The sequence below is a fragment of the Micrococcus sp. GPGPB33 genome, assembly GCF_037853785.1.
GTDB classification, from domain to species: domain Bacteria; phylum Actinomycetota; class Actinomycetes; order Actinomycetales; family Micrococcaceae; genus Micrococcus; species Micrococcus luteus.
In genome coordinates, this window is sequence record NZ_JAQMWO010000002.1 from 573750 (window position 1) to 588041 (window position 14292).

Here is a 14292-nt window from a genome sequence, read left to right on the forward strand (position 1 = left end):
TCTATCGGCCCGCACGTGATCCGGGCAACACGGAGGACGGCGGGGTGGTGGCCTCGACGGCGGGCCGCCCCGGTGCCCGCCGCGCCTCAGGCGCCGGGCAAGGTGCCGGCGTCGGCCCGGATCCGCTGGAGCTGCTCGCCGAGCCAGTCGACGTACCCGCCCATCCACTCCCCCGTGGCCTGGTCGTTCCAGCTCTGGCCGACCACTGGCTGCGGGAAGACGACGGCGTCCGAGAGGGTGTCCCGCAGCGCGAGGGCGGGCCCCTCCTCGTCCGCGACCGTCACCCACTGCATGCCGTGGCGCGCGCCCAGGTGCTCGCCGAGCAGCACCGCGACGACGTCCAGCAGCACCGCCAGCTCCTCGGGGTCCAGCTCCTCGGCCTCCGCCTGCGAGCGGGCCAGCACGGCGTCGTAGTAGGCGGCGACCGCGTCCAGGTCCAGGTGGTCCACGCCCTCCTGCGCGGCGAAGTCGCGACGGACGCGCACCCACTCCCGCTCGGGCTCGGTCAGGGGGCTCATCTCGGGCTGGTCGGTCATGGCCTCCATCCTGCCAGGCGCGTCGGGCGCCGCCGTCGCCGGAACCGACGGTGCCAGCCGCGCTTTCGTTCGAGAAACGGCGGCGTGTCGCAGCGCTTTCGTTCGGGAAACGGCGAGGAACCGGGGGGACACACCGCCGGAGGCCTCCGACCCTCCAGCGGGACCACTCGTGGACGCACCCGATGCCGCCCCGCCGGCGACGAGCCGAGCGTGCGGGCCGTCGTCGTCCGCCGCCCCCGCCCGGACTTGAGACACTGGCCCCATGCGCATCATGACCGTCTGCCTGGGGAACATCTGCCGCTCGCCCGCCGCCGAGGCCGTGCTGAACCGCAAGCTCGCGGAGGCCGGTCTCCACGACGTCGAGGTCACCTCCGCCGGCACGTCCGACGAGCACGTGGGCGCCCGGCCGCATCACCTCACCCGCGAGGTCGGCGGGGAACTGGGCTACGAGTTCCCGACGGTGGGGGTGCAGCTGTCCGCCGACCTCGTGGACGACGCCGACCTGATCCTGGTGATGGACGAGGCCAACCTCGCCGACGCGCGGCGGCTCGCGACCACGGACGAGCAGCGGGACCGGATCCACCTGATGGGCGAGTTCGCGTCGGATGCGGACCGCGCCGGGGTGCGCGAGGTCCCCGATCCGTACGGGTATCCGCGGCCGCAGTTCGAGGAGATGTACCGGCAGATCGAGGACGCGGCAGACGGCGTCGTCGCCGCGATCCGCGACGGGCGCCTCTGACGGACGGGGCGCGGTCCCGGGGTCCCGTCCCAGCGACGCGAACGCCGTCGGAGGCGGCCGTTTCACGAACGAAAACGGCCTGAGACCCGCCGTTTCCCGAACGAAAGCGGCCTGGGACCCGCCGTTTCCCGAACGAAAGCGGGGGCGGCGGGGGTCGGTCAGTCGTCGTGGGGGTCGTCGGAGTCGTCGAGGACCTCTCGCAGCCGCGCCGCCGTGTCCGCGCGCAGGGCGCCGCGGGTCTCGGCGCGGTCGGTCGTCGCGCGGGCGAGGGTCTCCCACACGGCCCGCACGTCCGCCGACAGTCCCCCGGCCTCGAGCTCGCCGAGGGTCTCACGGTGGGTCCGCAGCGTGTCGACGTCGCCGCGGGCCACGGGGCCGGTGAGGGCGCCGTCGCCGTCGGTGAGCGCGTTCTCCAGCGCGGCGGTCATGAGCGAGCGCAGCACCCGCTCCGGGTCGGCCACCCCGATCGTCTCGAGGATCTGACGGGCCTGCGCCGTCAGCGTCACCAGGTGGTTCGACCCGTGGGACAGCGCCAGGTGGTAGGCCGCCCGGTCGGCCTCCTTCACGACCACGGGCTCGCCGCCCATCTCCACCACGAGCGCCTGGGCCACGGGCAGCACCACGGGGTCCGCGGTCACGCCGAACACGCAGTCCTGCAGCCGGGCGACGTCGAGGCTCAGCCCCGTGAACGTCATGGCCGGGTGGATCGCCAGGGGGATCGCCCCGTGCGCGCGCACCGGCTCCATCACCCCCACCCCGTAGCGGCCGGAGGTGTGCACGAGCAGGTGGCCGGTCTGCACGTGGCCCGCGGCGGCCAGGCCGGCCACGAGCTCGCCCAGCGCGTCGTCCGGGACGGCGAAGACGACCATCTCGGAGCGGCGCAGGATCTCGGGGATCTCCAGGACGGGCACGCCCGGCAGGAGCATCTCCGCGCGGTCCCGCGAGGCCTCGGAGACGGCGTGCACGCCCGTGATCGTGTGGCCCGCAGCCCGCAGCGCCGAGCCCAGCACGGCCCCCACTCGACCCGCGCTCACCACGCCGACGCCCAGCCGCCCGGGCCGCTGCGCCGGGTCATGCGGGTCCAGGCTCAGGTCGAGTCCGCCGGTCATCGCTCCTCCTCGCCGCGCACGGCGGGGACGTGCGCCCCGCTCTCCTCCCCGACGACGGCGCCGCCGACGACGCCGGCCCGGGCCAGTTCGCGGCGGCCCACCTCGGTGGCCGCGACCTCGCGCGTGCGCTGCTCGAAGCGGGCCAGCTCCTCGGGGCGCATCCACTGGTCGCGGTCGGCGAGGCGACGCGAGACGGCCGCGTGCCGGGCCTCCCGGGCGTACAGGTCCACGGCCACGTCCTCGTCGAGGTCGCGGACCACGGCGTTCGCCCCCGCGACCCACACGCGCACCGTGGCCAGGCCCAGGCGTCGCTGCACCGGGCCCTGCGCCAGCTCGGCCGCCTGCATGCGCTCGTGCTGGAGGGTCTGCAGCCGGCGGTTCAACCAGCCGCTGCGCACCACCAGCAGGGACCGCGTCGTCGTGAAGCCGGTCCGCCGCCAGGCGAACCAGTTGAACCACCACCTGCCGCGCCGCGGCACGTGCTGGAAGCCGCCCTCCGTGCCGGTGCCGTGCACGCCGAGGTGCATGAGCCCGGCGGGGGTCAGCCCCTGCGCGGCGCGCGGATCGCCGTCCAGGCCCGGGTCCGGGGCCACGACCGTGAGGACGCGGAGCACGTCCTCCCACGGGCCGACGGGCAGCGCGACGTCCCGGGCGCCGTCGGACTCCTGCAGGTACCCGGCCACCGCCATGTTCACCCGATACCAGCCGAAGGGCCGCCAGAACAGGGGCTGGGAGACGGTCACCCCCTGCACCCGCCCCGGCGGGACGGTCTGGTGGGTGGTCTCGGTGAGCCCGTGCCGCAGTCGCAGCCCGTCGGTGGAGCGGCGCACCTGGAAACCCCAGCCGGCGTTCAGCCGGGACCACGCGACGCCGGCCACGGAGAACAGGGCGGGCAGGGCCGCGGCCGCGCCGATCCCGGTCAGGGTCTCCCCCTCGTCCAGCACCGCCTCGGGCAGCAGCGCGACCACGAGGGCGAGGCCGCCCAGCCAGATCAGGGACCCGGCCAGCACCCCCAGCACGCCTCCGGAGAGCAGGACGGAGCCGAGGAGCCGCCCCGCGGGCACCTGCAGCATGAGTTCGCCGGCGTCCGCGGCGTCGGCGTCGGGGAGGCCGGGCTCGGCCGCCCGCTCCGGCGCGGACGCGTCCGCCCCGGCTCCCCCGAGCATCCCCGACGCGCGGTCCAGGATCTCCCGGCGCACCGCTTCGGCCTCGGCGCGGCGCAGGAAGGACAGCTCGAGCGCGGACTCGCCGCCGTCGGCCGCCTCGACCTTCACCGTGGCCAGCCCGAGCAGCCGAGCCACGAGGGGGTGCTGCAGGTCCACCGCCTGGATGCGGTCGTAGCGCATCTGCCGGCGGCTGCGGAAGAGCCAGCCCTGGCGCAGCTCGATCCGGTCCTCCCCGCAGCGGAACCGGGTGAACCACCAGGAGAAGAAGAACACGAGGCTGATCAGCAGGGTGACCCCCAGCAGGATGCCGCCGGCCACGAGCAGGCTGCCGTCGCCGCCGCCCGGGGCGTCCTCCCCGCTGAGCCGGCCCGCCGCGAAGTCCTCCACCGCGTTGCGGCCCGCGAAGAACAGGATCAGCAGCAGGAAGGTCCAGCCCCGCACCCAGGGCGAGGCGGGGTGGACGCGGACCCAGCCGGCGTCGTCGGCGGGGGGCGGGGCGGCCGCGCTCACAGGCCCGCCAGCCGCGCCTGGCCGCGCGCCATGAGGACCTCGCGCAGCTCCTCGGCCCTCTCGCGGGGCACGCCCTCCAGGGTGACGTCCCCGCCCGCGGCGGCGGTCTTCAGGGTGAGGGTCTGCAGCCCGACCCGGCGCAGCAGCGGACCGTCCGACACGTCCACGTACTGCAGGCGGCCGTACGGCACCGCGTGCACGCTGCGGAACAGGATGCCCTCGCGCCACAGGACGTCGTCCTCGCGCTCGGCCCAGCCCATCGCGCGCACGCGCCGCGGGATCAGGATCAGGTCCACGATCCAGGACACGACGACGACGGCCGGCAGCCCCCACGCGACCCACGCGGCCATCCCCGCCCACGGGCCGGTGAGCTTGAGGATCAGCGGCACGGAGAACGCGGCGAGCCAGATCAGGTGGCCGATGGTCGTGGCGATGAGCTTCACCGTCGCCAGCCGCGGCGAGGCCGGCGTGAAGGCCACGCCGCTCAGGTCAATGCCGGGCACGGGCATACCCTCCTTCCGTCTCGGGACGGGCCGGTCGGCCCGGGGACCCATCCTGCCCACGGCCGCCCTCGGGCGCATCCTCCTCAGGCGGGATCCGGCACCACCGTTCGACGATCAGCCCCACCACCAGCAGGACGAGACCGCCGACGGCCTGCAGGGCGGCCTCCCGCACGGTCGGTGCCTCCACGCCGGCCCGCAGCAGCACCTGCACCGCCACCCCGGCGTGCCACCCGCCGAGGGCCGCTCCCGCGAAGCCGGAGGCCTGGCCGAGCACGAGGGTGCGGGCCGCGGCGAGCGGGTCCATCCGCGCGGCGGCGGGCTTCTCCCGGTCGCGGCGCACCCGCCAGCCCAGCGCGAGGCACAGCACGGAGACCGCGGCCACGGTGATCAGGCCGCCGCGGCCCACCACGGGCGCCGGCCAGCCCAGGGACGGCGCGGCGAGCCCGGCCAGCCAGCCGAGCACGGCGGCCACCAGCACCACGAGCAGGGTCCACCCGGAGCGCAGCGCGATCACGTGGCCTCCCTCCCGAGGGCGTCCGGGCGTGCCGGGCGGAGCGGGGCGACGTCGTCGGTGCCGGCCAGCAGCCGGTGCCGCTCGGGCTCCTGACGGCGCACCCCGGGGGCGTCCGCGGCGACGGCGGCGAGGTCGGCGACGGGCGTGCCGGCGAGCGTGGCGTCCGCGTCGAGCCACAGCCACGGCAGCAGCACGAAGGCCCGCTCGGCCGCGCGGGGGTGCGGCAGGGTGAGGTCCGGGTGGTCGCTGCGCACGTCTCCGTAGGCGATCACGTCCACGTCCAGGGTGCGCGCGCCCCAGCGGACCTCACGCCGCCGATGGTGGTCCTGCTCGAGCCGGTGCGCCACCGCGAGCAGCTCCCACGGCGCGAGGTCCGTGCGCAGCGTGACCACCTGGTTGAGGTAGTCGGGCTGGCCCGGCGGCCCGCCCACGGGTGTGGTGACGGCCCGGGGCGAGGCCCGGACGTCCGTGATGTGCGGCAGCGCGGACAGGGCGGCGACGGCGGCGTCGAGCGTCTGCGCGGGCTCGCGCAGGTTGGCGCCGAGGGCCAGCACGGCCGCGACGGGCGCGTCCGGGCGGGCGCCCAGCTCGGGGATGGGCGCGGGGCCCTCGGCCGGGTGCGACCAGTCGACGGTGCTCACGCGAGGTCCTCCCGGGTGCGGTGCACGGTGACGGCGGCGTCCGCGAAGTCGTGCGGGATGGGCGCCTGCGGCTTGTGCACGGTGACCTCGACGGCGGCCACCACGGGCTGCTCGGCGAGGACGGTGCGGGCGATCCGGTCGGCGAGGGTCTCGATCAGGTCCACCGGCTCCCCGGTGACCAGGCGGACCACCGTGTCCGCGACCTCGGCGTAGTTGGCGGTGCGGGCGAGGTCGTCGCCGGCCGCGGCGGGGCCGGCGTCGAGGTGGAGGACGACGTCCGTGACGAACGGCTGCCCGTCCCGGCGCTCGTGGTCGAAGACCCCGTGGTGCCCGACGGCGGACAGTCCGGCCAGGCGGATGCGGTCCCGGGCGCTCACGGCAGCACGTCCTCGGAGACGGGCTCACCCGGGGCGTGGGCCCCGGCCCAGGCCGCGGCGGTGCGGACGGCGTCGGCGCTGGCGCGCACGTCGTGCACGCGCACGCCCCACGCGCCCTGGGCGGCGGCGAGGGCGGAGATGGCCGCGGTGGCGGCGTCGCGCGCGGCGGGCGGGGCCGGGGTGCCGTCGTCGTCCGCCAGCAGCGTGCCCAGGAACCGCTTGCGCGAGGCGGCGACGAGCACCGGGTGGCCCATGGCGCGGAGCCACTCGAGGCCGCGCAGCAGCTCCCAGTTCTGCTCGCCGGCCTTCGCGAAGCCCAGGCCCGGGTCGACGATCAGCTGCGCGGGCTCGACGCCCGCGGCGAGGAAGCGGCCGGCCACGTCCCGCAGCTCGCACACGACGTCCGGGACGGTGTCCTCGTAGACGGCCAGCCCGTCCATGGTCTGCGGGTTCCCGCGGTTGTGCATGAGGATGTACGGCGCGCCCGACGCGGCGATCAGCGCCGGCATATCCGGCTCGTGGGCGAGGCCGGAGACGTCGTTGACGATCACCGGCCCCAGCGCCAGGGCAGCCCGGGCGGTGGCGGTGTGGCGCGTGTCCACGGAGAGGACGACGTCCTCGGCCAGCAGCGCCTCGATCACGGGCAGGATGCGCTCCTGCTCCTCGGCCGGCGGCACGGCGCGGGCCCCGGGGCGGGTGGACTCCCCGCCCACGTCCACGATGTCCGCGCCGTCCGCGACCATGCGCCGGGCGTGCTCGACGGCCGCGCGGACGGTGGCGTGCTCCCCGCCGTCCGAGAAGGAGTCAGGGGTGACGTTGAGGATGCCCATGACCAGGGTCCGGTCCGCGGGCAGCCGCCCCAGCAGGGCGCGGTTCGCCTCCCGCGCCGCCGCGTCGATGCTCTCGTCCACGTGTCCTCCTCCGCCGTCGGTGGTCCTCAGCCGTGCATGATGAGGCTCATCGCCTCCGAGCGCGTGGACGGATCCCGCAGCTGGCCGCGCACCGCCGAGGTGACGGTCTTCGCGCCCGGCTTGCGCACGCCGCGCATGGACATGCACATGTGCTCGGCCTCCACCACCACGATCGCCCCGCGCGGGGCCAGGTGCTCCATGAGCGCCTCCACCACCTGCGTGGTCAGCCGCTCCTGCACCTGCGGACGCCGCGCGTACAGCTCCACGAGACGGGCCAGCTTGGACAGCCCCGTCACGCGGCCCTCGGCGGAGGGGATGTAGCCGATGTGCGCGGCGCCGTGGAACGGCACCAGGTGGTGCTCGCACGTCGAGTAGAACGGGATGTCCTTCACGAGCACGAGCTCCTCGTGCGCGATGTCGAACGTGGTGCCGAGCACCTGGTCCGGGCTCTGGTGCAGGCCCGCGAAGAACTCCGCGTACGCCTTGGCCACCCGCGCCGGGGTGTCCGCCAGGCCCTCGCGGTCCGGGTCCTCGCCGATCGCCAGCAGGATCTCCCGCACCGCCGCCTCGATGCGGGGCCGGTCGACCGCGGTCGAGTCCGGGTCGAACGTGCCGGGGACGGCGTCGTCGGGGGTGTGGGCTGTCATGCGGGCCTCCTGCGCGGTCAAAAGGTCGGTCCCTCGCCGGGGCCCGGCGTGTTGCTCGGACCGCCGTGCGGCGGCAGGCCGGGGCCGGCCGCGTCCCCGCCCAGCGACGACGGCGGCGCACCCTCCGGACGCACCGGCACCGTGGTGCCCTCGACGCCGACGGGGGTCTGCTCCCCGCCGTCGTGGCGCGAGCGGCGCTCGGAGGGGGAGAGGACGGGCGGGATGTCCTGCGGGAGCCGGTCGTCCGAGGCCAGCCACACGCCGCGCTCGGGCCGCTTGCGGACGTCCGCGAAGATGGCGGCGATGGCCTCCTGGGTGAGCGTCTCCTTCTCGAGCAGCTCGTAGGCCAGCCGGTCCAGGACGTCCCGGTTCTCCGTGAGCACCCAGTGGGCCTCGGCGTGGGCCTGGTCCAGCAGGGTGCGGACCTCGGCGTCCACCAGGTACGCGAGCTCCTCGGAGTACTCGCGGGAGGAGCCGCCGGGGGCACCGCCCACGAAGGGCTCGGAGCTGCCGCCGCCGAGCTTGACGGCGCCCACCTTGGCGGACATGCCGTACTCGGTGACCATCTTGCGGGCCGTGTCCGTGGCCTTCTGGATGTCGTTCGCGGCGCCCGTGGACGGGTCCTTGAACACGATCTCCTCCGCCACGCGCCCGCCCATCGCGTACGCGAGCTGGTCCAGGAGCTCGTTGCGGGTGACGGAGTACTTGTCGTCCTCCGGGACCACCATCGTGTAGCCCAGGGCGCGGCCGCGGGGCAGGATCGTGATCTTGGTGACCGGGGCGGAGTTGCGCAGCCCGGCCGCGACGAGCGCGTGGCCGCCCTCGTGGTAGGCGGTGACCTTGCGCTCGTGCTCGTTCATCAGGCGGGTGCGCTTCTGCGGGCCGGCCATCACGCGGTCCACGGCCTCGTCCAGGGCGTGGTTGTCGATCACGTTGTTGTTCGAGCGCGCCGTGAGCAGCGCGGCCTCGTTGATCACGTTGGCCAGGTCCGCGCCCGTGTAGCCGGGGGTGCGCTTGGCCAGGGAGCGCAGGTCCACGTCCAGGGCGATCGGCTTGCCCTGCGCGTGCACCTCGAGGATCCTGGCGCGGCCCTCGAGGTCCGGGGCGTCCACGGGGATCTGGCGGTCGAAGCGGCCCGGGCGCAGCAGCGCCGGGTCCAGGACGTCCGGGCGGTTGGTCGCGGCGATCATGATGACGTTCGTGGAGGCGTCGAAGCCGTCCATCTCCACGAGCATCTGGTTCAGGGTCTGCTCGCGCTCGTCGTTGCCGCCGCCGATGCCTGCGCCGCGGTGCCGGCCGACGGCGTCGATCTCGTCCACGAAGATGATGGCGGGGGCGTTGGACTTGGCCTGCTCGAAGAGGTCGCGCACGCGCGAGGCGCCGACACCCACGAACATCTCCACGAAGTCCGAGCCGGAGATCGAGTAGAACGGCACGCCGGCCTCACCGGCCACGGCCTTGGCCAGGAGGGTCTTGCCCGTGCCGGGCGGGCCGTAGAGCAGCACGCCCTTGGGGATCTTGGCGCCCACCGCGCGGAAGCGGTCCGGCACGGTGAGGAACTCCTTGATCTCCTGGAGCTCCTCCACCGCCTCGTCCGCGCCCGCGACGTCCTTGAACAGCACGTCCGGGTTGTCCTTGTTGATCAGCTTGGCGCGGGACTTGCCGAACTGCATGACCTTGCCGCCGCCGCCCTGCATGCGGGACATCAGGAACCAGAACAGCAGTGCGATGAGCAGGAACGGGACCATGAAGCCGAGCAGCGAGAGGAACCAGTTGCTCCGCACCGGCTCGTCCGTGTAGCCGTCCAGGGCCGAGTCGTCCACCGCGGTGACCACGTCCGTGGCGCGCGCGCTGGCGAAGTAGAAGTAGACCTCCTTGCCGAGGTCCCGGTCGTCCTGCTTGTAGGGCTCACGCAGGGTGAGGTCCACGCGCTGGTCCCCGTCCACCACGCGGGCCTGCGCGGCCTTGTCGTCCTTCAGCAGGGCCATGCCCACGTTGGTGTCCACCATGGTGCGGCCGCTCTGTGACGTGGTCAGCGGGATCGCGACGGCGAGGACCAGCAGGCCCAGCAGGATCCAGACGTAGGGCTTGTTGAACAGCTTCTTCACGGTCCGAGTGTCTCCTGGTCTGCCGCGGGGGCCGGGCTGCCCGGGGCGGCCGCCGTGCGGCCGGGGCCGGCGAAGGGCCGACGTCGCGCCCGGGTCAAGCCCCCACGGTACCGGCCCGGCCCGGGTGGCCGCTGACTGTTCGCGTCAGGTGGACAGGGCGCGGGCGGTCGGCCGGGGTCGGCGTCGGCCAGCGCCGTCCTGACGCCCACCGGGAATGCGGGGGGTCGGAATGGCGCGTGGATCGCACCTCAGAGCGACCGCTCGCGTGACAGGAACGCTGGCGCTGCGACCGCGCCCCTGCGTCCCCGCCTGCACAGACCCCCGTGCACCCGCATCCCTCCCCAGGCCGGCGGCGGCTCAGGACGCCGCCCGCTTTACCGCGCCAGGCTGGCACCATGCGTCACCCCGCCCCGCTTCCCGCGGCCTTGCTTCACGGCCCCTTCACCGCCGCGCAGGCGAGGGCCGCCGGCATCGACCTCAACCGGCTGCGTCGCTCCGACGTCGAACGCCTCGCCCGGGGCCTCTACCGCCGGCGTGAGGTCACCCCGGCCGCCGTCGAGCGCCCCGCGGCCGGCTCCTCCCCCTACCGGTGGAGCACCCCGCTCTCGGCCACCCAACACGAGCTCCTGCTGCGACTCGCCCGGCACCGCGCCACCACGGTGGTGTCGCACCAGACCGCGGCCCGCGCCCGGGAGATCTGGCTGCCGGAGCGACTGGACGCGGGGGACGACGTCCACGTGAGCCGCCCGCGAGACCGTGGCCAGCTCTCCCTCCCCGGCGTCACCTCCCACCGAACAGCGCTCCCGCCCGCGGACGTGGAGCGCGTGCGGATCGGCGGCCTGGCCTGGTACGTCACCGCCCCGCCCCGTCTCTGGGTCGACCTCTCGGCCCTGCTCGACGACGACGAGCTCGTCATCCTCGGCGACCATCTCGTCCGCCGGGCGCAGCTGTCCGGCGGCCCGGACGCCGCCGAGCGGACCCGGGCGGCCCTGGCCCAGGCGGCCGAAGCGAGCCCGTCCGCGCACAACCGACGACGACGGCTCCGCACCGCCGCCACACTGGTCCGGGTGGGGGCGCACTCGCCGAAGGAGACGCGGCTGCGGCTCGCGCTGAGGGCCGCCGGGCTCCCCGAGCCCGCACTGCAGCTCGAGGTCTGGGACCCGGAGTTCTCCCTGCACCACCCCGCGACGGCGGACCTGGGCTATCGGCAGGCGAGAGTGGCCCTGCACTACGACGGCGGCCACCACGGCGCGGATCGCCAGATCGACCGTGACGTGCAGCGCAACGCGGCCTTCGAGCGACGGGGCTGCCGGAACATCACCGTGTCCTCCTCCGACGCTCGCCGCGGATTCACGCGCGTGATCGTGGAGGTGCGCCGTCACCTCGGGGACGCCGGCGACCTGTCACGCAAGGAGTCGGAATGGGGCGTGAATGGCACCTCAGAGCGACCGCTCACGTGACAGGTCGGTCACACCTGGCCTGGCCACTCCGGGCCGGGCCCCCGGTCAGCTGTAGACGTGCGGGGCGAGCGTGCCCACGAAGTCCAGGTTGCGGTACTTCTCCGCGTAGTCCAGGCCGTAGCCCACCACGAACTCGTTGGGGATGTCCCGCCCGACGTACTTCACGTCGATGTCCACCTTCATGGCCTCCGGCTTGCGCAGCAGGGTGCAGATCTCGACCGAGGCCGGGCCGCGGGACTCCAGGTTGGCCTTGAGCCAGGACAGCGTCAGGCCGGAGTCGATGATGTCCTCGACGATCAGGACGTGCCGGCCCGTGAGGTCCGCGTCGAGGTCCTTGAGGATGCGCACCACGCCGGAGGACTTGGTGCCGGAGCCGTAGGAGGAGACCGCCATGAAGTCCAGCTCCACGTGGGAGTGCAGGGCGCGGGTGAGGTCGGCGACCACCATCACGGCGCCCTTGAGCACGGCGACGATGAGCAGGTCCTTGTCCGCGTAGTCGCGGTCGATCTGGCGGGCCAGGTCCGTGATCGTGTCCTGCACGTCCTCGCGGGACATGAGGACGTGGCTGAGGTCGTTCTGGACATCCTGTGCGTCCATGCGCCGCTCCTGGTGAGTGCTCGTGCGGGAATGCCGGGCCGGGCCGCAGTCAGGGACCGGGCAGGCAGGGGATGAGGTCCAGTCTGGCACACGCCCGATGCGCGGCCACCCCGCCGGGCAGCTCCACCGGACCGGCCGACGTGCCCCCCGCGCGGGCGCCCGTCACGAGGGCGTCCGCCGCGAGGATCCGTTCGCGGGGCGGGGCCTGCCCTCCCGCGGCGCGGGCGGCGCGCGCGATCACGCGGTGGCGCACGGCGGCGGGCAGCGCGGCCAGGGCGTCCAGGTCCAGGGAGACGACGCGCGGGTCCCGGGCGGGCGGGTCGACACGCAGCCGGGCGACCTCGTCGCCGGCCCAGGCGTCGAGGGCCGCGGCGTCCTCGGCCGCGATGGCCGCGGTGCGCACCAGCCCGGCCCGCACACCGGGGCCGAGGCCGACGTCGGGGTCCTCGAGCGCGGGCAGCACGCGGGTGCGCACCCGCGAGCGCAGCAGCGCGGGATCGCGGTTGTGCGGGTCCTCGAACCAGGTCAGCCCGGCCCAGCGGCAGATCGTCTCGGTGTCCGCGCGGGTCAGGCCCAGCAGCGGGCGGACGACGGCGGCCCCGCCCGGCAGCGTCCCGCGCGCCGGGATCCCCGCGAGGGACCGCGTGCCGGACCCGCGTGCGAGCCCGAGGAGGACCTGCTCCGCCTGGTCGTCGGCGGTGTGGGCGGTGAGGACGACGGCGGCGCCCGCCCCCGGGACGGCGTCCCCCTGCCCCGCCTCCCGGGCGGCGGCGGCGAGGGCCTTCCGGCGGGCACGCCGGGCGTCGGCCTCGGGGCCGTCGCCGGTGCGGGCCACCTCGACCCGCGTGACGGTGACCGGGGCCAGACCGAGGATGCGGGCGACGTCGGCGGCGGCCGCCGCCACCGCGTCGCTGCCCGACTGCAGCCCGTGGTCCACCACGGCCGCGCCGATCGGGCCGAACCGCCGGCCCTCCCGGGTGCCCACGAGGACGGCGCAGGCCACGGCGAGCGCGAGGGAGTCGGCGCCGCCGGAGAGGGCGACGAGGCCGCGGGGACGACTCCCCGCCCGGCCCGGCACGACATCCGCGCGACGGGGCCCGTCGCCCGCCAGGGCCTCCCGCACCGCCGCGACGGCCCGGTGCAGGGGCTCGGGCCAGCGGGTGCGCGGCGGCCATGCGCCGACCGCGGGCAGGCCGCCGACCCCGCCCGCCGGCGTCGGCCCCGGGTCCCGCGCCTCAGGCCTGGGCACGGATGCGCGCCCCCCACGTCTCGGGGGCGTGGAGCTCGGCCTCGCTCGGCAGCAGCTCGGGGGCGTCCCAGACCACGTTGAACCCGGCCATGCCGAGCTCGGCCACGGCGGCGGCCACGAACCTCTGGCCGTCGCGGTACTGGGCCATCTTGGCGTCCATGCCCAGCAGACGGCGGAGCATGCGGTCCAGGGGCGAGCGGCGGTCGCCGCGCTCGTCGAAGCGGCGGCGGATGGTCTTGACGGAGGACACGACGGAGGAGTCGACACCGTCCATCACCACGTTCGCGTGCCCCTCGAGCAGGGACATCACGGCCGTCAGCCGGGACAGGCGTTCCCGGTCCTCCTCGTCCTGGATCGCCCCGAGCAGGCCCGGCGCGGGGCGGGCCGCGGCCGCGTCCTGCGCGTCGTGTCCGTCCCGCGTCCCGATCCGGCCGGCGTCGGCCTCCCGACCCAGCGGGTTCGCCGCCGCGAGCGCGGTGCGCAGGCGCTCGGGCAGGGACTCGGCCTTGTCGAACAGGCCGACGGTGAGCGCCGTGATCTCGGCCCGCAGGTGCTCGCGCAGCCAGGGCGCGGCCGCGAACTGCACGCGGTGGGTCTGCTCGTGCAGGCACACCCAGAGGCGGAAGTCCGCCGGTTCCACGTTGATCTCCGCGCGCACCTGCGCGACGTTCGGGGCCACGAGCAGCAGGCGTCCGCCGGCGGGGCCGGCCGCCGTCCCCCCGGGGCCGGGCAGCGCGATGAACGGGTCGTACTGGCCGAGGATCCTCCCGGACATCCAGGCGAGGATCCCGCCCATCTCCAGGGCGGTGGCGTGCCGGGTGACGCGGGTGGTGGCGGCGGCGTGCTCGCGGGGCCGGGTGTCCCGCAGGTGCGCGAACGTGGGGTCCAGCAGCGTGGCGAAGGACTGGGTGGCGGCGCGCGACCAGGTGGGGCGGTCCACCACGAGCACCTGCGAGTCGCGCAGGTCCCGTGCCGCCTCGAGCCCGGTCAGGCGGTGGACGTGCGGCACGGCGGCCTCCGCGGCGGCGCGCAGGCCCTCCGCCTCGCGCGTCGCCTCCCGCGGCGTGAACCGGGGGCCGGCGGCGGCGAGGGACCGTGCGGTCCGTGCTGCGAAGGCCCAGTCCACCGGGTGGGCGACGGCGGGGCCCGGCTCGGCGGGGGCGCCCGGCTCGGCGTCCGCGGCGGTGCGGGGGCGGTCGGTCGCGTGGTCGTCGCTCATGGGCTC

At 75.4% G+C, this 14292-nt stretch carries 15 protein-coding genes; 2 read left to right on the top strand and 13 right to left on the bottom strand.

Annotated features, from left to right (window positions below; genetic code table 11):
* Window positions 1–86: 86 nt before the first annotated feature.
* Window positions 87–536 (bottom strand): DUF3806 domain-containing protein, encoded by a 450-nt coding sequence (locus POD19_RS02725; RefSeq protein WP_041104651.1) that lies wholly within the window; start codon window positions 534–536, stop codon window positions 87–89.
* 262 nt (window positions 537–798) lie between these two features.
* On the opposite strand from POD19_RS02725, the gene POD19_RS02730 reads away from it, so the two are divergent.
* On the top strand, window positions 799–1275 hold the full coding sequence (locus tag POD19_RS02730; RefSeq protein ID WP_041104652.1) for a low molecular weight protein-tyrosine-phosphatase: 477 nt from the start codon (window positions 799–801) through the stop codon (window positions 1273–1275).
* Between the two features lie 158 nt (window positions 1276–1433).
* On the opposite strand, the gene POD19_RS02735 is transcribed toward POD19_RS02730, so the two are convergent.
* Genes POD19_RS02735 through ftsH form a run of 9 tightly spaced genes read right to left on the bottom strand, consistent with a single transcriptional unit; the run spans window position 1434 to window position 9761 of the window.
* Window positions 1434–2384, bottom strand: a complete 951-nt coding sequence (locus tag POD19_RS02735; protein WP_020625298.1) for a Rossmann-like and DUF2520 domain-containing protein — start codon at window positions 2382–2384, stop codon at window positions 1434–1436.
* Window positions 2381–4060 carry a PH domain-containing protein gene (locus POD19_RS02740; protein WP_041104653.1) on the bottom strand — a complete coding sequence of 560 codons (1680 nt, stop codon included), beginning with the start codon at window positions 4058–4060 and terminating at the stop codon, window positions 2381–2383. Before POD19_RS02740 ends, POD19_RS02735 begins: the two co-directional genes overlap by 4 nt.
* On the bottom strand, window positions 4057–4569 hold the full coding sequence (locus POD19_RS02745) for a PH domain-containing protein (protein ID WP_020625296.1): 513 nt from the start codon (window positions 4567–4569) through the stop codon (window positions 4057–4059). The genes POD19_RS02740 and POD19_RS02745 overlap by 4 nt, the downstream gene beginning before the upstream one ends.
* Window positions 4550–5077, bottom strand: a complete 528-nt coding sequence (locus POD19_RS02750) for a DUF3180 domain-containing protein (protein ID WP_020625295.1) — start codon at window positions 5075–5077, stop codon at window positions 4550–4552. The genes POD19_RS02745 and POD19_RS02750 overlap by 20 nt, the downstream gene beginning before the upstream one ends.
* Entirely contained in the window at window positions 5074–5718 is a 645-nt protein-coding gene (folK, locus tag POD19_RS02755) for a 2-amino-4-hydroxy-6-hydroxymethyldihydropteridine diphosphokinase (RefSeq protein WP_020625294.1), read from the bottom strand. Before folK ends, POD19_RS02750 begins: the two co-directional genes overlap by 4 nt.
* Window positions 5715–6095, bottom strand: coding sequence for a dihydroneopterin aldolase (gene folB / locus POD19_RS02760; RefSeq protein WP_041104654.1), 381 nt, complete (start codon window positions 6093–6095; stop codon window positions 5715–5717). Before folB ends, folK begins: the two co-directional genes overlap by 4 nt.
* The gene (folP, locus tag POD19_RS02765; protein ID WP_041104655.1) at window positions 6092–7006 is read right to left on the bottom strand and encodes a dihydropteroate synthase; all 915 of its coding nucleotides are present in this window, start codon (window positions 7004–7006) and stop codon (window positions 6092–6094) included. The genes folB and folP overlap by 4 nt, the downstream gene beginning before the upstream one ends.
* Window positions 7007–7032: 26 nt before the next feature.
* Window positions 7033–7653, bottom strand: a complete 621-nt coding sequence (gene folE, locus POD19_RS02770; protein ID WP_010079671.1) for a GTP cyclohydrolase I FolE — start codon at window positions 7651–7653, stop codon at window positions 7033–7035.
* A gap of 17 nt (window positions 7654–7670) precedes the next feature.
* Window positions 7671–9761, bottom strand: a complete 2091-nt coding sequence (gene ftsH / locus POD19_RS02775) for an ATP-dependent zinc metalloprotease FtsH (RefSeq protein ID WP_041104656.1) — start codon at window positions 9759–9761, stop codon at window positions 7671–7673.
* A gap of 395 nt (window positions 9762–10156) precedes the next feature.
* Here ftsH and POD19_RS02780 point away from each other — a divergent pair, with 395 nt between their 5' ends.
* Window positions 10157–11221, top strand: coding sequence for a type IV toxin-antitoxin system AbiEi family antitoxin domain-containing protein (locus POD19_RS02780; protein WP_020625289.1), 1065 nt, complete (start codon window positions 10157–10159; stop codon window positions 11219–11221).
* A gap of 45 nt (window positions 11222–11266) precedes the next feature.
* Here POD19_RS02780 and hpt read toward each other — a convergent pair whose 3' ends face one another.
* The 3 genes from hpt to POD19_RS02795 are packed head-to-tail and all read right to left on the bottom strand — an operon-like array spanning window position 11267 to window position 14286.
* Window positions 11267–11818, bottom strand: coding sequence for a hypoxanthine phosphoribosyltransferase (gene hpt / locus POD19_RS02785; RefSeq protein WP_020625288.1), 552 nt, complete (start codon window positions 11816–11818; stop codon window positions 11267–11269).
* A gap of 49 nt (window positions 11819–11867) precedes the next feature.
* Window positions 11868–13067 carry a tRNA lysidine(34) synthetase TilS gene (tilS, locus tag POD19_RS02790; RefSeq protein WP_041104657.1) on the bottom strand — a complete coding sequence of 400 codons (1200 nt, stop codon included), beginning with the start codon at window positions 13065–13067 and terminating at the stop codon, window positions 11868–11870.
* Entirely contained in the window at window positions 13054–14286 is a 1233-nt protein-coding gene (locus POD19_RS02795) for a zinc-dependent metalloprotease (RefSeq protein ID WP_041104658.1), read from the bottom strand. The genes tilS and POD19_RS02795 overlap by 14 nt, the downstream gene beginning before the upstream one ends.
* Between the last annotated feature and the right edge of the window lie 6 nt (window positions 14287–14292).

Excerpts from the sequence above, each read along its gene's own strand:
- POD19_RS02730 (WP_041104652.1), top strand. The coding sequence starts at position 799 with ATGCGCATCATGACCGTCTGCCTGGGGAACATCTGCCGCTCGCCCGCC.
- POD19_RS02745 (WP_020625296.1), bottom strand. The coding sequence starts at position 4,569 with ATGCCCGTGCCCGGCATTGACCTGAGCGGCGTGGCCTTCACGCCGGCC.
- hpt (WP_020625288.1), bottom strand. The coding sequence starts at position 11,818 with ATGGACGCACAGGATGTCCAGAACGACCTCAGCCACGTCCTCATGTCC.
- POD19_RS02795 (WP_041104658.1), bottom strand. The coding sequence starts at position 14,286 with ATGAGCGACGACCACGCGACCGACCGCCCCCGCACCGCCGCGGACGCC.
- folE (WP_010079671.1), bottom strand. The coding sequence starts at position 7,653 with ATGACAGCCCACACCCCCGACGACGCCGTCCCCGGCACGTTCGACCCG.
- POD19_RS02735 (WP_020625298.1), bottom strand. The coding sequence starts at position 2,384 with ATGACCGGCGGACTCGACCTGAGCCTGGACCCGCATGACCCGGCGCAG.
- POD19_RS02725 (WP_041104651.1), bottom strand. The coding sequence starts at position 536 with ATGACCGACCAGCCCGAGATGAGCCCCCTGACCGAGCCCGAGCGGGAG.
- POD19_RS02780 (WP_020625289.1), top strand. The coding sequence starts at position 10,157 with ATGCGTCACCCCGCCCCGCTTCCCGCGGCCTTGCTTCACGGCCCCTTC.